Below are 22,407 nucleotides of genomic sequence, written 5' to 3'. Positions count from 1 at the left end.
TTTTCTAGTTCGCGCCGCCCGAAATCGCGGCGATGGCCTCAGCCAGATCGATGCTGCCAGTGTAGAGCGCCTTCCCGACAATTGCACCGCCGATTCCCTGATCCGCATAAGCCGCCAGCTTCAAAAGATCGTCTTGAACGGTCACGCCGCCCGAGGCGATCACGGTACGTCCGGAAGCTTGCGCCAGCGAGCGGATGGCCTCCACATTCGGCCCCTGCATCATCCCGTCGCGGGAGATGTCGGTAAAAATAAACGTCTCCGCCCCTTTGTCCGCCAGCTCCTTGGCCAACACCTCGGCCTGAACCTCGGACGTTTCCAGCCAGCCGCGCGTCGCCACAAAGCCGTTCCGCGCGTCGATCCCGATGGCGACCTTGTCGCCGTAGGTGCCGAGCACCGCTTCGGTAAACGCGCGGTCCTCGATCGCCGCGGTGCCGATAATGACCCGGCTGACGCCCAGGCCCAGCAGCCGCTCGACATCGGCCAGCGTCCGCAGGCCGCCGCCAACCTGTACCGGCACCTGCACGCTGCGGGCGATCTCGCCGATCAGCGCGTCGTTCACCGGGTGCCCCGCTTTCGCCCCGTCCAGATCGACCAGGTGGATAAAAGAGCCCCCCTGCGCTTCCCAGGAACGGGCCACCTCGACCGGATTTTCATTGTATACCGTTTCGCGGGCGTAATCCCCCTGCACCAAGCGTACGCATCTGCCGCCCCGGATATCGATGGCCGGATATATCACGAATGAAGACATGTCAGTTCCTCCTGCTACATAGTGTTAATTAATTTAACGGGAAAATTAACGGGAAAACCTCCCGTTAAAATTACCGCATGAGTCCCTTGGTTCCGATTAGCCGGAAAAACTCCCTCTATTTCGCGACCCAGACTCAGAAACAAATAAATTCAGGCCAATTAGCAGGAGTTTTTCCAGGTAAATCGTTTTTGCAACTGCGGAGGCCCCAAATTAACGGGAAGTATTCCCGTTAATAGCATCGATAGCCTTATCGCTGGCCGCTTTCCGCTCCCGCTCGCTCCGCCAGCGACAGGAAGTTGCGCAGCAGCCCCATCCCGAGCTCGCCGCTCTTCTCCGGGTGAAACTGCATGCCGTACACGTTCCCCCGGCCCACAATGGCCGTGACCGGGTGGCCGTAATCCGTTACGGCCAGCAGGTCCTCTTTCCGCTCCGGGAGCACATGGTAGGAGTGGACGAAGTACACGTGTCCCTCCTCCAGGCCCGCCAGGAGCGGATTGTCCGGCTGCAGGAACTCCAGCCGGTTCCAGCCCATGTGCGGCACCTTCAGGCCGCCGCGAACGCCGCCTTCCGCGCCGGCGCCGGCGCCGGCGTTGTCGCCGCCAAAGCGCACCGCCCGGCCCGGCAGCAGCCCCAGGCCCTCGTTGCGCCCATGCTCTTCGCTCTCGCCGAAGAGCAGCTGCATGCCGAGGCAGATGCCGAGCAGCGGCTTTCCGCCGGCGGCCGCCTGCCGCACCACGCCGTCCAGGCCCGAGGCGCGCAGGTGCTCCATGGCGTCGCCGAAGGCGCCGACGCCCGGCAGCAGCACGCCGTCCGCGCCGAGGATGGCGTCCGCGTCGCCCGTAACGAGCCCCTTGTAACCGAGGCGCTCGACCGCCTTGCTGACGCTGTGCAGATTGCCCATCCCGTAGTCAACAATGGCGATCGTCACCTACAGCACTCCCTTCGTCGACGGCACGCCCGTCACGCGGGGATCCAAGCTCGTCGCCTCGTCGATCGCCCGCCCGAGCGCCTTGAACACCGCCTCGATCATGTGGTGCGTATTCTGTCCGTAATGGACGATGACGTGCAGCGTAATCCGCGCCTCCAGCGCCAGCTTCCAGAGGAACTCATGGACGAGCTGCACATCGAAGCTGCCGACCCGGTCGGAAGGATACTCGGCGCGGTATTCAAAATGCGGCCGGTTGCTGACATCGATGACCACCTGCGCCAGCGCCTCATCCATCGGAATGAACACGCTGGCATAGCGCTTGATGCCCCGCTTGTCGCCGAGCGCTTCCCGCAGACACTGTCCGAGACAGATGCCGATATCTTCAACCGTGTGGTGATCGTCAATCTCAATGTCTCCGCGCGCCTGCACGGACAGATCAAAATGACCATGCTTCGTGAACAGATCCAGCATATGATTCAAAAACGGCACATCCGTTTCCAATTCGGACTTACCCGTACCGTCTACGGCGAATTGCAGCCGGATATCGGTCTCATTCGTTTTACGGCTGATTCCCGCGCGGCGCTCCCTGGCTTCCTCATGATTCGCACTATTCGCGTTATTAGTTGTCATCGTCTACCCCCGCCTTTCCTTCTTTACGCAGCCGGACTTCAATCGCCCGGGCATGGCCTTCCAGCCCTTCCCGCCGGGCAAGCTCCATGATGGTGGCGCCGTTTTGCAGCAGCGCTTCCTTGCTGTAGTAGATCAGACTCGATTTTTTGATAAAATCGTCCACATCGACCGGCGACGAAAACCGCGCCGTGCCGTTGGTCGGAATAATATGATTCGGTCCGGCAAAATAGTCCCCCACCGGCTCGGAGCTGTACGGCCCGAGGAAGATCGCCCCGGCGTTCTCGATCAAGCCGAGGTAAGCCATCGGGTCCTCCACGATCAGCTCGAAATGCTCCGGGGCGAGCCGGTTGATGACGCCGATCCCCTCTTCGATGGAATCGACGAGAATGACCGCGCCGTAGTCGCGCACGGACGCGGACGCGATGTCCCGCCGCGGCAGCTCCGCCAGCTGGCGCTCCACCTCCGCGCGGCAGGCCTGCGCAAACGCCTCGGACGGCGTCACGAGGATCGCCGACGCCATCTCGTCATGCTCGGCCTGCGACAGCAGGTCCGCCGCGACGTAGGCGGGGTCGGCGCTGTCGTCCGCCAGCACGGCGATTTCGCTCGGCCCGGCGATGCTGTCGATGTCGACGACGCCGTACACCTCGCGCTTCGCCAGCGCGACGAAGATGTTCCCCGGCCCGCAGATTTTATCGACCGGGGCGATCGTGGCCGTGCCGTAGGCCAAAGCCGCGATGGCCTGGGCCCCGCCGACCCGGTAGATCTCGTGCACGCCGGCCTCCGCCGCGGCGACGAGAATGTACGGGTCGATCCCTTCCCGTCCGCCGGTCGCCGGCGGCGTGACCATCACGATCTCCGGCACGCCGGCCACCTGCGCCGGGATGACGTTCATCAGCACCGAGGAAGGATATGCCGCCTTGCCGCCGGGTACATACACGCCGACCCGTTTCAGCGGACGGAGAATCTGCCCGAGCAGGCTACCGTCCGGCTGCAAATCCATCCACGAGTTGCGCTTCTGTCTGGCGTGAAACGCCCGGATATTCGCCGCCGCGGCCCGGATAGCCTCGACGAAGGACGCCTCCACCCGGCTGTAAGCGGCCTGAAGCTCCTCCTGCGTAACGCGCAGCCCGGCTGCCGTAAGGCGCACGCCGTCGAACTTCTCCGTGTAGCCGAGCAAGGCGGCGTCGCCCGCTTTTTTCACGTCCCGTACGATGGTCCGGACCGCTTCGTTCTGCTCTGCCGATCCGTATTCCACCTCACGGCGCAGGTCAAAATCCTGTGCTTTCACTATTTTCATTGCAAAGCCCTCCCCGGCCTTCTAACCTTCAAAACTGATCCTCAAACGTTGTTAGCGGTAATCACTTTTGCCAGCGCATCGCAAACGGCTTGAATTTCCGCGTTTTTCATCCGGTAGCTGACCCGGTTGGCGACCAGCCGGCTCGTAATCTCAAAGATGCTCTCTAACTCCACCAGCCCGTTCTCGCGAAGCGTCTGGCCGGTCTCCACCATATCGACGATCCGGTCGGCCAAGCCGATCAACGGCGCCAGCTCGATGGAACCGTTCAGCTTGATAACCTCAACCTGCTGTCCCCGCTCGCGGAAATACTGTGAAGCCACGTTCGGGTACTTGGTGGCCACCCGCTGATGAATCCCCGGCTTCCAGTCCGGCAGCGCGATGACCGACATCCGGCAGCGGGCGATTCCGAGATCCAGCAGCTCGTATACGTCCCGGTTCTCCTCCATCAACACGTCCTTGCCGACGATGCCGATATCCGCCACGCCGTACTCCACGTAAGTCGGCACATCCACCGGTTTCGCCAAAATAAACTCCATGCCGATCTCCGGCAGCGGAATTACGAGTTTGCGAGACTCGTCCACATCGGCCGGAATCCGAATTCCGGCTTCACGGAACAGAGCTGACGCTTTCTTATAGATACGCCCCTTGGGCATCGCCACTTTAATAATTTCGCTCATCTTCTTGACCTAAGTCCCCCTCCGGCTGCAACGGAGCCGATCGCCCGTTTGGGCCCGCTTCCGAGTGAGCGAGCCTCTTCTCATTAACGGGAAAAACTCCCGTTAATTCCGGCTAAAATCCCCCGCGCACCATATTTAGCAGGAAAACCTACCGCTAATTTGCCCTTCCGTCGGGATAATAGCCCAGAACGGAAGAATTAGCTGGAGGTTTCCCGTTATTGTTACGCCACGCCTACTCAAAGACAAAATAACAGGAGGTCCTCCCGTTATTTCAACCGAACCAACCGCAGCATAGCAAGCTACAGGCTAGAAACTCGTATACGTGCGAATCTCCCCGTAAGCCGGTCCGAGCGGCCCGCTCTGGATCTCCTTGGCGTCCGCATCGCCGAGCAGGTCGGCCGAACCTTCCACGCGGCGCAGGATCCCGCCGCGCCCCTCGCCCCGCAGCTGCTCCGCTTCGGCGAACGCCCGCTTCCGGTTCGCTGCGTCGTACTGCAGCAGCACCGGCAGTTCGCGATCGGCCTCGATTCCGTCGACGCCGTCGAGGATCCGGTTCGTCTTGAGCGCGAAGCCGGTCGCCGGGGCGGGACGCCCAAACTGCCGCAGCAGATTGTCGTAGCGTCCGCCGCTGCAGACGGGGAAGCCGAGCTCCGCGGCGTACCCCTCAAACGTCATCCCGGTGTAGTATGAAAAGTCGCCGATCATCGTCAGATCGATCATGACATGCTGCGCTACACCGTAATCCTCCAGCGCGTCCCATACCGCGCTGAGATGCTGCACCGCGTCCCGGGCCTGCGCGTTGCCGCTGAGCTCGAGCGCCTGCCGGCAAATCTCCTTGCCGCCGCGCAGGCGGAGAATGCCCTCGAGCTCCTCGCGCTGCCGCTTCGATAAAGACAAGCCGGCCAGCGTTTCCCGATAGCCGACATAGTCCCGGTGCAGCAACCCCTCTTTCAGAGTCTCCCGGTCCTCCTCCCGGCCCGGAATCGCCTCCTCCAGGAGTCCGTTCAGGAAGCCGACATGGCCCAGCGCAATCTTGAACGATTTCACGCCGGCCGCTTTGAGGGAAGCCACGGCCAAAGCGACTACTTCGGCATCCGCTTCGGGCGAATCGTCCCCCACCAGCTCTACGCCGGTCTGAAAGAATTCGGCTTCCCTGCCCGCCTCCTCCTCAATCGCCCGAAACACATTGGCGTGATAGGACAGGCGGAGCGGCAGCGGCTCCTCTTTCAGCATGGAGGCGACAACCCGGGCGATCGGGGCGGTCATATCCGAACGGAGGACCATGGTCGTCCCCCGGTTATTAAGCAGCTTGAACAGCTTCCGGTCGGAGGTGGAACTGGCCACGCCCACAGTATCGTAATATTCCATGGTCGGCGTCATGATTTGGCGATACCCCCACCCGGCCATACAATCCAGTACGCTCCGCTCAATCGCCCGCAGCTTCTCGGCCGCAAAGGGCAAATAATCGCGGACACCGGCCGGTTTTTCAAAGCCTTTCGGTTTCGACAAAACGCTCACCTCATTTATGCATGCTCAATCTTTTAACTTTAATATATTAAAGTGCTACCATACTACCAAACTAAAGATTATGCCATATCGTAACATATTTATTCTCGAAACGTCAACGCTCTCCCGAAGACTTCATTTCTTTATTTTTCCTTCCTTTATTTTACCCTTGAATTAGAAGATTTACATGCCCCTGTCTGTAGTCCCGCGACGGATTCCTCTTCATCAATTTTTCATTTTGCAAAAGTGGTAAAAGGTCTTAAAAAAATGAAGAATTTTGTCGATGATATCCCTAATTATATTTTTACTATAGAGGAGTGCTCGCGAGCGATGACAAAACTACACAACAAGCGCACCACCGAAAGTCAGACGAAACCGGCTAACAAAGTCGTTTTTTTCTCCATCAAAAATAAACTGATTGCGGCTTTCGCGTTCCTCCTTATCGTCCCTACCATTCTGCTCTCCACCGTTTCCTACAATACCGCCAAACAGAATGTAGACCAGCAGATGGTACAGACCGCCGAAGAGAATGTCCGGCTCCTGGACGCGCTGCTTAATGAGTATTTTGACTCAAAAAAGAAAGAAATCGAGGTGTTGTCCCAGAATGTGGACTTCACCAGCATTATTCAGCAAGGCACCCAGTCCAACCTGGGAACAAGCGAGAGTGTGCGAAAGCAGTTGCAGTTGACAAGAAAGGCTGACACCGACACGGAGATGGTGTTCGTCGGAACGAATCAAGGTCTATATATGGACTCTGCCGATGTCACCAAAATAGCAGCGGACTATAAGCCGACCGAACGGGGCTGGTACAAGCAGGCTGTAGCGGAGAAAGGAAAGGTTATCGTCACTTCCCCTTATGCTTCCGCTGTAACGGGCAATCAGGTCGTCACGCTGGCCAAATCCAGCCAGGACGGGCAAGGCGTGGTGGCCATGTCGGTGGCCATCGAGAAGCTGTCTTTGGTGACGAAGAGCGTAAAAATCGGTACGGAAGGCTACGTCTTCTTGCTTGATCAGGATAAGAAGTTCGTCTACCATCCCACGAGCGAAATCGGTTCTTCCGCCGAGAGCATCCCCGTGATTGCCAACATTTATAAAGAAAAGAGCGGAAGGCTTGATTATACGGGCGGCAATGAGGCCAAGAAGATGATTTTTACCACCAATGCGTCCACCGGCTGGAAAATCGCGGGTACCCTGTTTCAGTCCGAGGTTGCGGCGCAGGCGGCTCCGATTCTTAAATCAACGGTCGTTGTCCTTGTTGTCTCCATCATTGTGGGCGCTTTGTTCGTTTTCTTAATTATCTTTTCTATCCTGAGACCTCTCAGTCAAATCAACCGGGCTTCCCTGGCGATCAGCGAAGGGGATCTGACGCAGGATATTCATATCAAACGGAACGATGAGCTGGGGATTCTGGGGCGTAATTTTAATACCATGGCGGCTTCTCTGCGCTCTTTGCTCTATAAGGTTAACAATAATTCCATGCAGCTTGCGGCTTCCGCGGAAGAGCTCACCGCCAGCTCCGATCAAATTACGGCCTCCGGCAAGCAGGTGGCGGAGAACGCGCAAATGGTTTCGATCGGTACCGGCCAGCAGGTGACCGAAATCAGCGGTACCCGCGATGATATTAACCGGATGGCCGCTCAAATGCAGGCGATCTCCGGCAGCACGCATGACGTCGTCCAATCCGTGGAACATACGCAGCAGACGGCCGAAGAAGGCAATAACAGTGTGCAATCCGTGGTTGATCAAATGAAAGCCATCGGTGAAACCGTGAAGAAGCTGTCGCAGGAAGTATCCGGTCTGGGAGAACGCTCCAAAGAAATCGACAGCTTCACCCAAGTGATCACGGAGATTGCCAACCAGACGCATCTGCTGGCCTTGAACGCGTCCATTGAAGCGGCGCGAGCGGGTGAACAGGGCAAAGGATTTGCCGTGGTCGCCTCCGAAATCAAGAAGCTCGCGGACCAATCCGGCAGCTCCGCCAGCCATATCACCGAATCGGTAGCCGCGATTCAGCGGGATACCCAGGTGACGGCCGCCAGCATGGAGCAGGTGATCCATGAGGTGTTAAGGGGCGTGCAGATGGCGGATTCTGCGGGGGTCGCATTCGGACATATTCTCGATTCCATCACCGAAGTGACCCGCGAAATCGAACAGGTCTCCAAAGCATCCGAAGCGATGGTCGCCGGTTCGGTGAAAGTGATTAAATCCATGGAGGCTGTAGCCATGATCTCCGAGGATACCGCGGCAAGCATCGAACAAGTGGCCGCCAGCACGGAAGAACAATTGGCTTCTATGCAAGAGATCAGCGCCTCTTCGGCTCTCTTAAGCAAAATGGCGGAAGAGCTGCAGGAAACCGTAAGCAAATTTAAAGTGTAACAGCAAGCCAATTATAGAATCGTCCAGCTCCGCTGAAGTCTTAAATAACAAGGGGTGCCGATAAAGCCGTTCATCCGGCTCTATCGGCACCCCTTTAAATTATGCCTACATGTTTACATTCACGGATGCGGAAGTTGCGCTGTCCTGGATCGGCGATTCCCTTCTCTTCTTTAATGCCCCCGGGACACTGCCCAAAAACAACGCGGCGAAAGGCAGCTTTTTAAAGCAGAGATGCACGAAGACCCAGGAGAGAAGCAGCGTACAGGCCGAACCAGCCAGAATAAAAAAGAAGTAAGCGACCGCGATTTGGTCCCCCGCGAGCCGGTTGCGGAACATGCGATAAACCAGCAGGACCACCGGGTGAAACAGATAAATGGCGAAAGACAGTTCGCCCAGCCGGGTCAAAGCTTTGACCCAGAATTTGCTGCCTTTGCGGTGCACCAGGAATGCCGCCTTCATCAGAACCAGTGCCGAAAGCAACAGGTGCACGTTCCAGACGAATTCGAACGTTGTCGTTCCGGCCACGTATGCCTGGGTCCTGAGCGCGTAGTACAGCTGCACATCAATAAATGAGAGGATCAGCCAACTGCCCCAAAGCAAGACGGTGCCGGCTTTTTGCCGGGAGGTTGCCCGTTTCCAATCCGTCGTTAGCCAGGCTTTGATCGGTTCGAAATAGATCGCCACCACAGCACCGAGCATGTAGAACGACATATAGGAGGGCGCATAGCTTCCCTTGTTCGGCAGCTCAAGATAGTATTTATTCCAGAAGAAGAAGACCCACTGAACCGCCAAGCCCGCCGGAAAAATCCAAAATGCCGCCCATTTCTTATTCCGCATCCATTGCACCAAACCCAACAATAACGGGAACAAGATATAGAATTGGATGCTGATAAAAATAAAGTATAAGTGCGTATAGGCCGTCCCCGTCAGCAGCTTTACGCCCAGAGATTGCAGCAGCTGCGCAAAGGACTGGTTCAAGAAATCCTTTTGAATCCAAACCACCACGAGAAAATAACAGAAGGATACGAGAATATAGGGTAGGATGATATAGGTCAACCGTTTTTTATAAAAGCGTCCGATCAAGCTCCGGTTAACCGGCTTTTCATAATAGTTGTAGAAGAGAACGAAGCTGCTCAAAAAGATAAATGAGCTGGTACCGATTCTGAAAAAGATATTCATCCAGTTATAAAAATAAAAACCCGGCGCCCCCAATGCCTGCCACCCGGCAGCATAGGAAGTCGCGTGGACCTGGATGACGCTAAAAATCGCAAAGGCCCGAAAGATATCGAGCTGAGGCAGCCTTTCCTTCGCTTGCAGTTGCACATGATCAACTCCAGTCTGCATAGGTTTCCTGATATGACCTTTTCCGCTTCGCGCCAAACGCACGAATAGACATAAGTGAATATCATTAAGTTACCCTTTCAAGCTGAATTGAACCTGAAAATAGCTTCGCTTCGGCATTTTTGCCAAATTGCTCGCTATTATCATACCTTTAAAATCCAATTAAGGGAACGTATATAAATAAAACCGTTCTGATCGAACGAGCGTCTTTATAGTCAGGGAAGAAAAAATTACCGGCCGGTAATTCCCCGACGATCCATATTCATCAATATTTATTAGGAAGGAGCCCGCAGGCATGGAAGAACGAGAATGGGCCGCTGCCGCATGCCAGGGCGATGAGACAGCCTTTTACCATCTGGTATCCTCACAGAAAAGAAAGCTTTACGGCATCGCGTTCAGCTACTTGCGGAACGAATCCGATGCCTTGGACGCCGTTCAGGAGACGGTCTGCAAGGCTTGGGTGAAATGCAGGCAGCTCAAGGAACCGGATGCCTTTATCCCTTGGTTAATCCGCATTCTGATCCACGTTTGCATCGATGAACAGAAGCGGAGAAAACGCACCCTGTCGCTGACGGCATTGACGCAGCCTGGCTCGGGAGAAATGGTCAGCGTTCATAAGCTGGACCTGGAGATTGCCCTGGAGCGGTTAAAGCCGAAATACAGACATGTGCTGACTTTAAAATATTATCAAGATATGACCCTAACGGAGATTGCGCGGATTCTCGACCGACCGGAAGGAACCGTGAAGACCTGGCTGCACCAGGGACTGAAGCAGCTCCGGGGGCAAATGACTTGGGGCGGTGAGGTGTATTATGGCTGAGCATCAAAAAGAGGAATGGGAATTACCGCGTATGTTGGAGGATATCCGCCAAGCCGAAGCCCGGATTAGCGATCAAAACCTGGAATTGGCCATCCGCCAGGGCTTGGAACTGGGCAAAGTAAGAAGACGTAAAATTGGCCTTCGCCGGCGCATCACCCTCACTGCGGGAGCGCTGGCCTGCAGTTTGGCGGTTTTGTTCGCGTGGCAGCTCTGGCCACCAGCGGATTCGAGCCCTGGCACGGTCATGGGGAGTTCGCCAGCAGTTTCCTCCATTCCGAAGCATGTGCTGTCGATGATGCACGACGCGATGAAAAAGGCCGCCGAACAAGGCCTGTATCAGCCCATTAACAAGGCCACCGAACAAGACGGTTACCGTCTAACGGTCGATGGCGTGCTGGCAGACAAACGAACGATGATTGTTTTCGTTACCTCCGAGATTTTAAGCAATACCGTGACGGTTCAGAGCATACAAGGCAACTTTTTTAGTTCAAATAATGAACTGACGGAAAAACATGGTCTCTCATCGTTTGGCTCTAATTTAAGCTTACAGGATCAAAATATACAGAAAAAATCCTACTACTACACCTTACAGTTTAAAGATACCCCGGGTCAAATGATGTTTTCGGAGGAAGTGGAGTTAGACATCGACTCCTCCACCAAAAAATTAGAATTTAGAGTACCTATAAACATAGACAAAACCAAGTTCTCCAGCTTGGAAAAATCAGTACCTGTCCATCAATTCGCGCAAATCGGAGAACATAAGCTGGAGCTGACCCGAGCCGTTCTGAATCCTCTTAGCACCACATTGGAGTTTAAAGCAACCTCGAAAACACAAAACGAAGGTCTAAAAAATCTAAGGGATGCCAAGCTCTATCTGGGCGAGACCAGAAAGGACCAGTTCCAACCCTTTTTAATTTCTCGAGATACAATGATCGAGCTCATTAACGAAGTACCATCGTTATCAGCCATCCGTTTCGACAGTCTTTACTACACCGATTGGACCGAGTTTTCTCTCCGGGCCAAGGGGGCTAGCCAGATATCCGTATATGAGAAGGGAAAAGTTGCCATAAATACTGAGGAAAAAAAAGTAATCACACCCAACTCCCCGCTGCGGCTGCAGAAGGTCAGTTATACAAAAGATACCATCGAGGTGGTCATGGAGTATTTGTCAGATCGACTGAACCCCGAATCGTCCATCCACTTAGATACGATTTTTAGTGATCGGGACGGCAAAACTTATTCTATAGAAGGGGGCATTTTCTCGGATCCAAGCGCCCTACTTAGCCTAAAATCACAAGTATACCCTCAACCCTTAACCTTTTCATATAGGGCCGATACGGAAAAAAACATCGAACAACCCATAGAATTCCGAATCAAGCTCAAATGATACGCAAAAGGGGTTGTCTCCGCTTATGGGTAGTTCACCTACCGGGGAGACAGCCCCTTCTTTTACTTCTGAACCTTTACGCCCTTTACTCCTCGTCAAACGCCCGAATGGCTGCTGGCAATGCCTGAATAACTGCGTTTCCTACCGCAGGGAGTCCCACCAACACAGCGCTGATAATTTCTTCTCGCGTTGCCCCCAATGACTTAGCATGCTTTACATGAAAAGGAATGCCGCTTTCCAAACGCGATGCCGCAAGCACGGCAATGTAGGCCAGTTCCTCGGTTTTGGAGTCAAGCTTACCGACCTGGCCCAACTGCTGTGCCGTTTCCGTCCAAATCCGCTGATGCTCTGGGGCCTCCTTGATAAAAGTGTGAAATGCGCTGCTGACCGATGTCATCTCGCTCATTCTTGATACATCTCCTTTAAGAATGGAATAACTGCTTTATTCCAATTCCCCACTCTTATCTCGACTTCCTTCCGGATTCTTCCTTTCAATCACGCGCAGGGGATTGCCTCCCACAAACGTGCCGGGGGCCACATCTTTGTGGACCACCGAGCCTGCAGCTACCACCGCTCCGTCCCCGATCGTGACACCGGGCAAGATCGTCGTATTCGCTCCGATGAGTACCTCATCACCGATCCGCACCTCGCCCAGCCGATATTCCTTGATCAAGTACTCATGCGCGAGAATGGTCGTGTTGTACCCGATGACCGAGTTTCGACCGATCGTGATCAGCTCCGGAAAGAAGACATCCACCATCACCATCAGACCGAAGGCGGTATGTTCCCCCACTCTCATGCCGAGAATACGGCGGTAGATCCAGTTTTTCCAGGAAAGGATCGGACAATATCGGCTAAGCTGGATAAAAATAAAGTTTTTAACGCCCTTCCACGGGCTCACTGTCCGGTACAACTGCCACAACGCATTCGGCCCTTCCACCGGATACCGCGTGACCTTCCTCACTTGTTCACAGGCTCCCATCCCAATACGCCATACAAGTCGGTCATATCCTCGAGGATATAATCGGGGTTATATTTCTGGAGCACATCCACGCCCTTCAAAGACCAGGCGACTCCGGCGGCTTTCACGCCTGCCGCTTTTGCCGCCTGAATATCGGCGGCGCTGTCGCCCACCATCAGCGTCTTGTCCGGATCGGCGCCCAGGTTGCTTAGCGCGGTCAATACCGGCTCCGGATGCGGCTTGGGATGCGTCACGTCCTGAACGGTGACGATGGTGGACATATACTCTTTTAACGCGAAGTAGTCCAGGGCCCGGATGGTGGTCGGCTTAATTTTCGTCGTCACGATCCCCATGGTGATACCGCGCTCATGCAGCTGGGCGATCACTTCTTTGACCCGGGGGAACTCCCGAATCAGCGTGTCATGATGCAGGTTGTTATAAGTACGGTAGTCCGCCACCAGCTCAGTGACCTCCTCCCTGCCGGAGAAGGTCTGCATTTGCTGTTCCAGCGTTAGTCCCATATGGGGAATGATCTGTTCCCTCGAATACTTCTGCTGGGGAAAATGCTGCCCCAATACGTGCAGAAACGTATTTATAATCAGATCGTTTGTGTCGATGATCGTTCCGTCAAGATCGAATAATATGGTGTTTATCATGCAGCGGTTTCTCCTTTATCTACTCCTTGGGGGCCTGGGGCTTCTCCGATTCGCTCGAGTCGTGCTCCTCCTTCAAGTTCAACCCTTGCGCGTTTGACGCCGAATTCGCAGCCGGCTGCAAATTCTCTACCTCGCTGCTGCGTGTCGATACGATCGGATCACTATACCGCGGGAGGTTCTTAACCGTTCTGCGGCGTACAGTAATCAACACGATCGCGGCAACGATAATCAAAAGCGCCAGCAACTGCGAAATTCTCACGTTTCCATAGGTCGGGGCGAGATATCCTTGCTCAAAGCCGAGCCAGGTCATCGGCGCCCACAATCCGTTGACAAAAGAAGCAAGCCAGGACGCTCCCTGGAACGCCAGGCTGTCCGTTCTAAGCGCTTCGATAAAAAAGCGGCCAATGGAATACCAGATAAAGTAGGAAAAGAACAATTCTCCCGCCCGCAAAAACTTTTGTCTCCGCAGCACGAAGAGAAGGAGCAGGCCAACCAGGTTCCACAGCGATTCATACAAAAAGGTCGGATGATGGAACGTCCCCGCCACATTCATCTGGTTCACGATAAACGAAGGGAGATGCAGATGATCCCTTAAAAAAGCTTCCGTCGTCGGCCCGCCATAGGCCTCCTGATTGACGAAGTTGCCCCACCGGCCGATCATTTGACCGATAATGAGCCCAGGCGCACAGATATCGGCGATCCGCCAAAAGTTATACCCGCGCCGGCGAACGAAGATTACCGCACAGATGATCGCGCCGATTAAAGCGCCATAAATGGCGATACCGCCGTTCCAGATCTTAAAAATATCCAGCAGATTATTTTTATATTCGTCCCACTTAAACGCTACAAAGTAAATTCTTGCACCGATAATGGCCGAAGGGACCCCCAGCAGCAGCAGATCCATAAAAAACTCCTGCGGAATGTTGAAGCGTTTCCCTTCCCAAATGGCAAGCAGCAGTCCCATCAGGGCACCGGCTCCCAGAATCAAGCCATACCAACGCACGTCCAATCCACCGATCGAAAAAGCAATCGGGTTTAATAACAAGGTGCCCATCATTCACGCTCCTAATCCAAATCGTCCATATCTTCCGCGATCGTCTCCGTCAGCTTTGTCGTAAACTGAAGCGCGGCGTTGTAACCCATCCGTTTCAAGCGGAAGTTCATGGCGGCGACCTCAATAATAACGGCCAGATTCCGACCCGGGCGGACAGGGATCGTCACCAGCGGAACGTCGGTATCGATAATCCGCGTAGTCTCTTCATCAAGGCCCAACCGGTCGTATTGCTTCTCTTGCTGCCAGGCCTCAAGGCGCACGACAAGGGTAATTCTCTTGTTGTTTCGAATCGCCCCGGCCCCGAACAGCGTCATGACGTTGATGATCCCGACACCGCGGATTTCCAGGAGATGGCGGATCAGTTCCGGCGCTGTCCCGTGGAGCTGGTTATCCGACGTTTGGCGGATTTCCACCGCATCGTCGGCAATGAGCCGGTGGCCGCGTTTCACGAGTTCCAGCGCCGTCTCACTCTTCCCGATGCCGCTGCTGCCGGTAATCAGCATGCCGACCCCGTACACATCCACGAGCACTCCATGGATCGTCGCCGTCGGCGCCAGTTTCCGCTCCAGGAAACTGGTAATCCGGCTGGACAGAATCGTGGTTGCCATGCTGCTGCGCAGTACGGGAATATTCTTCTCCGAGCTGATGTCGATCAACTCCTGGGGAACCTCCCAGGATCTTGTGACGATAATGCACGGCGTCTCTTCACTGCTGCAAAGGCGCTCCATCCGGTCCTTCCGCTCCGCAAGCGGAAGCATTTCATAGAACGCCAGCTCGGTCTTCCCCAGAATCTGTACCCGTTCCGGCGGATGATACTCGAAATAACCGGCCATCTCCAAACCCGGACGATACAGATCGTCAACCGTAATGGCCCGTTTCAGACCCTGTTCTCCGGAAACTACCTCCAGCCCGAATTGGTTGACCAATTCGGATACTTTTACTTTTTTCGCCATGCTGCTCTTCCTTTCCCAAACGGCCTTACGGGTCCATAGCTAACCAACTGAAAAGCCAGCTCTATTCCGAAATCGGCCTGCAATAATATGTAAAGAAAAACCGCAACCTTTTACATCTCGTTGTCATTGTATTCATCGTAAAGGAAATTCCTCCGTAAATCAATCACGGGGCCGCACCTCCATAAAAAAACCGCCCCAAAAAGGGGCGGTTTGCTCAGTTCGCAGCTTATCGATTAGGAAAAGAATACGTTCAATTCGGATTCCTTATCGAAGATATGGATTTTGTTCATATCGATCGCCAATTTCACGTTGTCGCCTTCACGCGTGTTGGAACGACCGTCCACACGAGCGATCAACGGAGAGGTGCTGTTCAAGTACAACAGCATTTCGTGACCGAGGTTCTCAGTAACGTCTACCGTTGCGTTGAAGACCGTATTCGGGGAACCTTCCAAGAAGATAGGTTCTTCGTGGATGTCTTCCGGACGAACGCCCATGATGACTTCCTTACCGTTCACATAGCCTTTTTCTTTCAGAGTTACGGCTTTCCCTTGCGGTACTTCCACCTTCATGTTGTCGGCTTGGAAGTATACGGCACCGTTTTGCTCAACGATCTTACCGTTGATGAAGTTCATGGTTGGGGATCCGATGAATCCGGCAACGAAAATATTTTGCGGTTGGTTGTACAGTTCTTCCGGAGAAGCTGCTTGTTGAATGATACCGTCTTGCATAACGACGATACGGTCACCCATCGTCATGGCCTCGGTTTGATCATGCGTTACGTAGATACAAGTCGTTTCAAGACGCTTAACCAGCTTCGTGATTTCCGCGCGCATTTGACCGCGCAGCTTGGCATCCAAGTTCGAGAGCGGTTCGTCCATGAGGAAGACTTGAGGATCGCGGACAATCGCGCGGCCCAAGGCAACCCGTTGACGCTGACCACCGGAGAGAGCTTTCGGTTTGCGATCAAGCAGATGTTCGATATCGAGAATCTTCGCAGCTTCACGAACGCGTTGATCGATTTCTTCCTTTTTCACCTTGCGCAATTTCAGACCGAACGCCATGTTTTGGTATACGTTCATGTGCGGGTACAAAGCGTAGGATTGGAATACCATCGCGATATCGCGGTCTTTCGGAGCTACATCGTTCACGACGCGGTCGCCGATATACAATTTACCTTCGGAGATCTCTTCCAGACCTGCGATCATCCGGAGTGTTGTAGATTTACCGCAACCGGAAGGACCTACCAATACGAGGAACTCCTTATCGGCGATATCCAGGTTAACGTCAATTACGGTTGCTTTGTCAGCACCCGGGTATTTTTTGTAGATGTGTTCTAAGCGTACGCCTGCCATATTTTTAGCCTCCTAAATAAATGATAATTAAAGGGATATGCAAAAATGTAATCGGATTCAATTCATGCTTCTATCTTACCTTCCTGGGCAAGAAAGCGCTATACACAAACTGCACAAAAATCCTAAGCCCTTTTTGTCAATTTGTACAATAACAACCCCAGCTTGACCAAAACCGCATCCTGAAAGCTTCGGACATCCAGCCCGGTCTCCTGTTTAAATTTATCGATCCGGTACAACAGCGTATTGCGGTGGATGTATAACCGTTTCGCCGTTTCACTCACATTGCAATCCAATTGAAAAAAAGTCTGCAGCGTCTTTCTCGTCTCTTCATCTTTTAATAGTTCCGACTGCCGTCCGATTTCCTCCACAAATTGCACACGCTGATTGTCAGGGATGCTATAAATCAACCGCTCCAGGCGAAGCTTCCAGGGAAAATAAATATGCTCCGTGACATAAAACACCCTGCCGAGTTGAAGGGTTTCGCGCAAAGACACCGCTACCGCAGCCATATGCCTGTCTCCGGTAAACGGATCGCCCGCCGCCAATTGAAGGCCTCCGCCAACCCACTCATTGGTGATCAGTTCGTACAGCCCCTGACATAATGCATCCAACATGTCCCGTTCCGCTTCCTGGGTTGGCTCGCTTTCCTCGCGAAAATCCTGGAGAATGGCTTCATTGACCAGGATCAGCCAATCCTCTTTAATTGGGAGCAATACGATCTCCCCGCCAAAATAACTGCGCAGCAATTTATTCAGTTTAGCAAACTGGATACCGTCACCCGAGCTATGCTCAACGCTTAGCAAAAAAGGAAGCATCGTCCCTTGCAGATGCGTTTTCAAGCTCATATGATCCGGTACCGGGCATTCCAACTCCCCGCGATCGATTTGATCTTGAAGCCAATCTCCCATCTCCACACTGCGGGCTTCGTCTTCCCGTCTGGACGGCCCTGATGGCTTCGACTCCTGTCCATTATAGGCATACGTCAGCAATAGCTCGATCAGCTGTATTTCCCGCTCCGAAAGCTCTGCGATCTCCACTTCAAATACTTGAACTGTGGATAAACCCGAACTCCACCGCCCGAGCCATTTCCCATTATTCCGAATTACGCCGGAATGAGGTTGGCCTGAGGCCACCGTCATTTCGTTCCATGCCTGAAGCTCCATTTCCGTCAGTTGCAGCGGAGCCCCAAGGATCTGCTCAATCTGTTGTTTCAGCAAGTTCATATTCGTCATGGAGTGCCTTTCCTATCCTAATTTGAAGATTCAAAATCATTGTATCATATCATGGCGAAATTTTAACTTTCACCGCATTTGTAATGGCGATCACAAACTTCAATATGGGGCGGTCTTATGCTGGGATCTGACGAAAGGAAAGGAGATGTTTGCAACCATGAAGGTACCAGGCAATAAAGCGCAAAACGGATTCCTCAAGGGCATTTTGATCGCTACTTTAATCATCAGCTTTACCATATTAATTACCGGGGGATATTGGATTTTTAAGACGCAAGCCCCTACACCGCTAAAGATGGTAGACAGTCAAGGTCAAACCTTAACGACTCAAGACCAAATCGCAGGCGGGCAGGCCGTTTTCCAAAAGTACGGGCTCATGGATTACGCCACCGTGCTGGGCCACGGCTCCTATCTGGGCCCTGATTATACCGCCGAGGCATTAAAAATCGTCACCGATGCGATGCACAATCATTATGCTCAAACCGAGTACGGGCAATCTTACGATGAACTTAGCAAAGACCGGCAAACCGTTATTTTTGAAAAAGTGAAAGAAGAAGTGAAGCAAAACCGTTACGAGAAAGGAACCGAAGTACTGACCCTTACGGACGGACAGGTTGAAGGCTTAAAGCAGGTTCGCGCGCATTACGAGAAGGTGTTTACGGAAGGGGACGGGCTAGGCATCGCTCCGAATCTGATTCAGGATAGCAGTATGCCCGCGGAAGATCGCGCCTATATCGGCTCGGGAAATATGCGGCAGCAAATCGCCGATTTCTTCTTTTGGACCGCATGGCTTTCGGCAGCCCAAAGACCGGGGGATACGATCACTTACACCAACAACTGGCCTTACTTTGAAGATGCGGGCAACACGATGTCCTACTCCGCTGTTCTATGGAGCGGCGTCAGTGTCACCTTGCTGATCCTTGCCATCGGTTTTATTTTGTTCATCTATAACCGCTACAAATTGCATATGCACGAAGCATATACACCCGATAAGTTTCCAACCTTTAATCTATATAACATGCCGGTGACCTCAAGCCAGGTCAAAACAGGGAAGTTCTTCCTTATAGTTACTCTGTTATTCCTGATCCAATCCGGCTTTGGCGGGCTACTCGCCCATTATTATTCCGAACCTAACCAATTTTACGGTATGGACTGGATCGCCAGCTTATTCCCGTTCAATATCGCCAAGTCCTATCATCTGCAGCTCGTTATTTTGTGGGTTGCTACAGCTTGGCTGGGGATGGGGATTTATGTAGCTCCTCTCGTCGGCGGGAAAGAACCGAAACGTCAAGGTCTGTTGGTGGATATTCTGTTCTGGGCATTAGTTGTTCTGACAGCCGGCAGTACAATTGGCGAATGGTTAGGTGTAAAAGGGCATCTGGGAAACCTGTGGTTCTGGCTCGGACACCAAGGCTGGGAGTACCTGGAGTTAGGCCGCTTCTGGCAGATCTTACTCGTCATTGGGATGACGATCTGGCTGTATATCGTATTCCGCGCGATTCGCTCTGCACTCCGGAAAGAAACGGATAAAGGCGGGCTAACTCATCTGTTGTTTTACTCTGCCATAGCGGTTCCCTTCTTTTATATTTTTGCTTTCTTTTTCAATCCAACTACTTCGTTTACGTATGCAGACTTTTGGAGATGGTGGATTATCCACCTCTGGGTGGAAGGCATATTTGAGGTATTTGCCGTAGTCGTTATTGGCTTCCTGATGGTACGAATGAATCTGGTTACGAAGCAATCCACGATTCGCTCCTTGCTGTTCCAGTTTATTTTGCTTATGGGCGGCGGGGTACTAGGAATAGGACATCACTATTATTACAATGGGTCTTCTGAAATCTGGATCGCCCTGGGTGCCGTATTCTCCGCCTTGGAGGTCATTCCGCTGACCTTGCTGATCCTGGAAGCTTACGACCAATATAAAGTGATGAAAGATGGAGGAACGGCCTTCCCCTATACCTCCTCCTTCCGTTTCCTGGTCTCTACAGCAGTCTGGAACTTGATCGGGGCAGGCGTGCTTGGCTTCCTGATCAATCTGCCGGCTGTCAGCTATTTTGAGCACGGTTCTACCTTAACGACCGCACATGCTCACGGCTCGATGATGGGGGTCTACGGAATGTTCGCCATCGCCGTCCTACTCTACACGTTACGCAATATCGTTGAGCCGGATAAATGGAATGATAAGCTGCTGCGCCTGTCGTGTTGGGGACTTAATATCGGCTTAACCGGAATGATTGTGATCACATTGTTGCCCATTGGGTTCATGCAATTAAAGCATGCTTTTGACTTCGGTTTCTGGTCGGCGCGCCACTTCTCTTTCTATCAGCAGGGAGACGTAAATCTGCTCCTTTGGCTGCGGATGATTCCGGATACGATCTTCATCGTCCTAGGGATTTTGCCGCTGCTATACGCGGTCATTCGCTCCATGTTTCACTTGCGCAAACCGAATGTGGCAGAAGAGCAAATATTCGACTAATGATTCTACCCAAACCGGTTCCTGGCTTTGTGATCAGGTTGGATCCGGTTTGGGTATTTTCTTTGCCAATATGTAATACACCATGTGATGCCTCACACAAAGCCGTGTTTTCTCTACCCCCTATAATAATCTTAAAGTTAACTTATTTAAATTTAAATAGGGAGGATTCCAAGATGGAGCTTTCCGTAGATGACCTGCGGTGCATCACCCTGCTTCATGACCTGGATAATGAAGAGATGACCCGGTTTCGCAACATGGCCATTCCGCGCATGATCTCACGTAAACAAGCGGTTTTTCACGAAGGTGAACAGGTCGAAGCCATTTATTTTATATTGCATGGACTCATTAAAGCTTATAAAACGGATGAGAAAGGGAACGAGCAGATCATTTCCTTGTTAAAAGCCGGAGATATGTTTCCCTACACGGGGCAATTTGATTCCGACTTGTATCCGACCACGTGTATGGCCCTGGTGGATACAAAGCTTCTGGCCGTGCCGATTCGCTCCTTCGAGCTTATGCTGGCGAGTACCCCCAGTATCGCCTTTAAAATGATGTCCGCCATGGGAAGTAAAATCCGTGAGCTGATGGATAAGCTTCAAGGATTTACCCACCGCAGTGTAGAGGATCGGGGCATTTCCCTGTTAATTAAACTGGCCGAGGAATATGGGATTGAACGGGATGGAGGAATCTATGTGGGAGTCCCCATGACTCACCAGGAAATTGCCAGCATTATCGGCCTAGCCCGGGAATCGGTCACTCGCCTGCTGAACAGCCTTCGCAAGGAAGGCATGGTGATTGTAAGCCGCAAAGGCTTTTACGTAAAAAACCTGCTGGCCTTAAAGGAACGCGTATGCGTCAAAGAAAACTGTGATCATTGCCGGCAACTAAAGCTTTACAACCGTTAAAACACCACCAAGATATTGCCCCGAAAAACAGCGGGAAATCAATACAAAAAAAGATCGCCAATCAAATGATTGACGATCTTTCGACATGAGCCATGAAGGACTCGAACCTTCGACACCCTGATTAAAAGTCAGGTGCTCTACCAACTGAGCTAATGGCTCAAAAACTGGTGGAGGCTGATGGATTCGAACCACCGAACTCGTAAGAGAACAGATTTACAGTCTGCTGCGTTTGGCCACTTCGCTAAGCCTCCAGGTTTAAAAGGTGGCTCGGGACGGAATCGAACCGCCGACACGAGGATTTTCAGTCCTCTGCTCTACCGACTGAGCTACCGAGCCATATGAAATTGGCAAAAAAATAAAGTGGTTAAGTTAGTAACTTTCCCACTTCGCTGTGGAAATATAGTTGTAATAAATGGCGGAGCCGACGGGATTCGAACCCGCGGTCTCCTGCGTGACAGGCAGGCATGTTAGGCCTCTACACCACGGCTCCGCATTGGTGAAAGTGGTGCCGGCGAGAGGACTTGAACCCCCAACCTACTGATTACAAGTCAGTTGCTCTACCAATTGAGCTACACCGGCATATCAAGTTGTAAATCTATAATGGTGGAGGCTGAGGGGATCGAACCCCCGACCCTCTGCTTGTAAGGCAGATGCTCTCCCAGCTGAGCTAAGCCTCCGAAAATATGGTAGCGGCGGAGGGGATCGAACCCCCGACCTCACGGGTATGAACCGTACGCTCTAGCCAGCTGAGCTACGCCGCCATATCAGATTTTACAAATGGCGGAGAGAGAGGGATTCGAACCCTCGCACCGCTTACGCAGTCTAACCCCTTAGCAGAGGGTCCCCTTATAGCCACTTGGGTATCTCTCCAAAGCCATAATTCAAGGTTAATCCTTGAAAACTGGATACGAAACGTGCTTTGCGTTTTAGTCTCCTCAAGTGCTCAGATCGGCTTGCTCAGCCTGACGCCACTTTTTGGAGTTATTTTTGGATAAGCCCTCGACCGATTAGTACCTGTCAGCTCCATGCATTGCTGCACTTCCACCCCAGGCCTATCAACCTCGTCGTCTTCAAGGGGTCTTACTAATTGGGAAATCTCATCTTGAGGGGG

The 22,407-nt window shown here is 53.0% G+C and carries 19 protein-coding genes, 8 tRNA genes and 1 rRNA gene; 5 read left to right on the top strand and 23 right to left on the bottom strand.

Annotated elements, in window-relative coordinates; all coding sequences use genetic code 11:
• Positions 1–4 precede the first annotated feature (4 nt).
• The 6 genes from hisA to V4U88_RS14615 all read right to left on the bottom strand — a co-directional run bounded on the left by hisA (position 5) and on the right by V4U88_RS14615 (position 5,789).
• Positions 5–748, bottom strand: coding sequence for a 1-(5-phosphoribosyl)-5-[(5-phosphoribosylamino)methylideneamino]imidazole-4-carboxamide isomerase (gene hisA / locus V4U88_RS14640; protein ID WP_334074002.1), 744 nt, complete (start codon positions 746–748; stop codon positions 5–7).
• Between the two features lie 247 nt (positions 749–995).
• Positions 996–1,676, bottom strand: a complete 681-nt coding sequence (hisH, locus tag V4U88_RS14635; RefSeq protein WP_334074001.1) for an imidazole glycerol phosphate synthase subunit HisH — start codon at positions 1,674–1,676, stop codon at positions 996–998.
• Entirely contained in the window at positions 1,677–2,306 is a 630-nt protein-coding gene (gene hisB, locus V4U88_RS14630; protein WP_334074000.1) for an imidazoleglycerol-phosphate dehydratase HisB, read from the bottom strand.
• Positions 2,296–3,603, bottom strand: a complete 1,308-nt coding sequence (hisD, locus tag V4U88_RS14625) for a histidinol dehydrogenase (protein ID WP_334073999.1) — start codon at positions 3,601–3,603, stop codon at positions 2,296–2,298. Before hisD ends, hisB begins: the two co-directional genes overlap by 11 nt.
• Positions 3,604–3,644: 41 nt before the next feature.
• Positions 3,645–4,280, bottom strand: coding sequence for an ATP phosphoribosyltransferase (gene hisG / locus V4U88_RS14620; protein WP_334073998.1), 636 nt, complete (start codon positions 4,278–4,280; stop codon positions 3,645–3,647).
• Positions 4,281–4,586: 306 nt separating this feature from the next.
• Complete coding sequence (locus V4U88_RS14615; RefSeq protein WP_334073997.1) at positions 4,587–5,789, bottom strand: ATP phosphoribosyltransferase regulatory subunit; 1,203 nt, start codon at positions 5,787–5,789, stop codon at positions 4,587–4,589.
• A gap of 327 nt (positions 5,790–6,116) precedes the next feature.
• Here V4U88_RS14615 and V4U88_RS14610 point away from each other — a divergent pair, with 327 nt between their 5' ends.
• Positions 6,117–8,162, top strand: a complete 2,046-nt coding sequence (locus V4U88_RS14610) for a methyl-accepting chemotaxis protein (RefSeq protein WP_334073996.1) — start codon at positions 6,117–6,119, stop codon at positions 8,160–8,162.
• Between the two features lie 105 nt (positions 8,163–8,267).
• Here the strand turns inward: V4U88_RS14610 and V4U88_RS14605 are convergent, their stop codons facing one another.
• The gene (locus V4U88_RS14605; protein WP_334073995.1) at positions 8,268–9,506 is read right to left on the bottom strand and encodes an acyltransferase; all 1,239 of its coding nucleotides are present in this window, start codon (positions 9,504–9,506) and stop codon (positions 8,268–8,270) included.
• A 292-nt stretch (positions 9,507–9,798) separates the two neighbouring features.
• On the opposite strand from V4U88_RS14605, the gene V4U88_RS14600 reads away from it, so the two are divergent.
• Entirely contained in the window at positions 9,799–10,323 is a 525-nt protein-coding gene (locus V4U88_RS14600) for a sigma-70 family RNA polymerase sigma factor (protein ID WP_334073994.1), read from the top strand.
• Positions 10,316–11,710 carry a DUF4179 domain-containing protein gene (locus V4U88_RS14595; protein WP_334073993.1) on the top strand — a complete coding sequence of 465 codons (1,395 nt, stop codon included), beginning with the start codon at positions 10,316–10,318 and terminating at the stop codon, positions 11,708–11,710. Before V4U88_RS14600 ends, V4U88_RS14595 begins: the two co-directional genes overlap by 8 nt.
• Positions 11,711–11,795: 85 nt before the next feature.
• On the opposite strand, the gene V4U88_RS14590 is transcribed toward V4U88_RS14595, so the two are convergent.
• From V4U88_RS14590 to V4U88_RS14560, 7 genes are all read right to left on the bottom strand, one after another.
• Complete coding sequence (locus V4U88_RS14590) at positions 11,796–12,116, bottom strand: carboxymuconolactone decarboxylase family protein (RefSeq protein ID WP_334073992.1); 321 nt, start codon at positions 12,114–12,116, stop codon at positions 11,796–11,798.
• 36 nt (positions 12,117–12,152) lie between these two features.
• Entirely contained in the window at positions 12,153–12,674 is a 522-nt protein-coding gene (locus V4U88_RS14585) for an acyltransferase (protein ID WP_334073991.1), read from the bottom strand.
• Complete coding sequence (gene ppaX, locus V4U88_RS14580; RefSeq protein WP_334073990.1) at positions 12,671–13,327, bottom strand: pyrophosphatase PpaX; 657 nt, start codon at positions 13,325–13,327, stop codon at positions 12,671–12,673. Before ppaX ends, V4U88_RS14585 begins: the two co-directional genes overlap by 4 nt.
• Before the next feature lie 19 nt (positions 13,328–13,346).
• Positions 13,347–14,381, bottom strand: a complete 1,035-nt coding sequence (gene lgt / locus V4U88_RS14575) for a prolipoprotein diacylglyceryl transferase (RefSeq protein WP_334074352.1) — start codon at positions 14,379–14,381, stop codon at positions 13,347–13,349.
• A gap of 11 nt (positions 14,382–14,392) precedes the next feature.
• The gene (gene hprK, locus V4U88_RS14570) at positions 14,393–15,334 is read right to left on the bottom strand and encodes an HPr(Ser) kinase/phosphatase (RefSeq protein WP_334073989.1); all 942 of its coding nucleotides are present in this window, start codon (positions 15,332–15,334) and stop codon (positions 14,393–14,395) included.
• A 233-nt stretch (positions 15,335–15,567) separates the two neighbouring features.
• On the bottom strand, positions 15,568–16,686 hold the full coding sequence (locus tag V4U88_RS14565) for an ABC transporter ATP-binding protein (RefSeq protein ID WP_334073988.1): 1,119 nt from the start codon (positions 16,684–16,686) through the stop codon (positions 15,568–15,570).
• Between the two features lie 122 nt (positions 16,687–16,808).
• Positions 16,809–17,918, bottom strand: coding sequence for a PucR family transcriptional regulator (locus tag V4U88_RS14560; RefSeq protein ID WP_334073987.1), 1,110 nt, complete (start codon positions 17,916–17,918; stop codon positions 16,809–16,811).
• 157 nt (positions 17,919–18,075) lie between these two features.
• Here V4U88_RS14560 and V4U88_RS14555 point away from each other — a divergent pair, with 157 nt between their 5' ends.
• Complete coding sequence (locus tag V4U88_RS14555; protein WP_334073986.1) at positions 18,076–20,391, top strand: nitric-oxide reductase large subunit; 2,316 nt, start codon at positions 18,076–18,078, stop codon at positions 20,389–20,391.
• Positions 20,392–20,564: 173 nt separating this feature from the next.
• Positions 20,565–21,296: a Crp/Fnr family transcriptional regulator gene (locus V4U88_RS14550; RefSeq protein ID WP_334073985.1), complete on the top strand. Its 732-nt coding sequence runs from the start codon at positions 20,565–20,567 to the stop codon at positions 21,294–21,296.
• 86 nt (positions 21,297–21,382) lie between these two features.
• On the opposite strand, the gene V4U88_RS14545 is transcribed toward V4U88_RS14550, so the two are convergent.
• The 9 genes from V4U88_RS14545 to V4U88_RS14505 form a co-directional block, all read right to left on the bottom strand.
• Positions 21,383–21,455: transfer RNA gene (locus V4U88_RS14545), tRNA-Lys, on the bottom strand.
• A gap of 6 nt (positions 21,456–21,461) precedes the next feature.
• Positions 21,462–21,547 (bottom strand) — tRNA-Tyr (locus V4U88_RS14540).
• 12 nt (positions 21,548–21,559) lie between these two features.
• Positions 21,560–21,632, bottom strand: a tRNA-Phe gene (locus V4U88_RS14535).
• Between the two features lie 77 nt (positions 21,633–21,709).
• Positions 21,710–21,786, bottom strand: a tRNA-Asp gene (locus V4U88_RS14530).
• Between the two features lie 13 nt (positions 21,787–21,799).
• Positions 21,800–21,875: transfer RNA gene (locus V4U88_RS14525), tRNA-Thr, on the bottom strand.
• 22 nt (positions 21,876–21,897) lie between these two features.
• Positions 21,898–21,973, bottom strand: a tRNA-Val gene (locus V4U88_RS14520).
• 7 nt (positions 21,974–21,980) lie between these two features.
• Positions 21,981–22,057: transfer RNA gene (locus V4U88_RS14515), tRNA-Met, on the bottom strand.
• A gap of 17 nt (positions 22,058–22,074) precedes the next feature.
• Positions 22,075–22,166: transfer RNA gene (locus V4U88_RS14510), tRNA-Ser, on the bottom strand.
• 117 nt (positions 22,167–22,283) lie between these two features.
• Positions 22,284–22,407 (bottom strand): 23S ribosomal RNA (locus V4U88_RS14505); the annotation flags it as partial.

The organism is Paenibacillus sp. A14, assembly GCF_036864815.1.
Lineage (GTDB): Bacteria > Bacillota > Bacilli > Paenibacillales > Paenibacillaceae > Fontibacillus > Fontibacillus sanfengchensis.
This window is presented reverse-complemented; position numbering and strand designations above follow the sequence as displayed.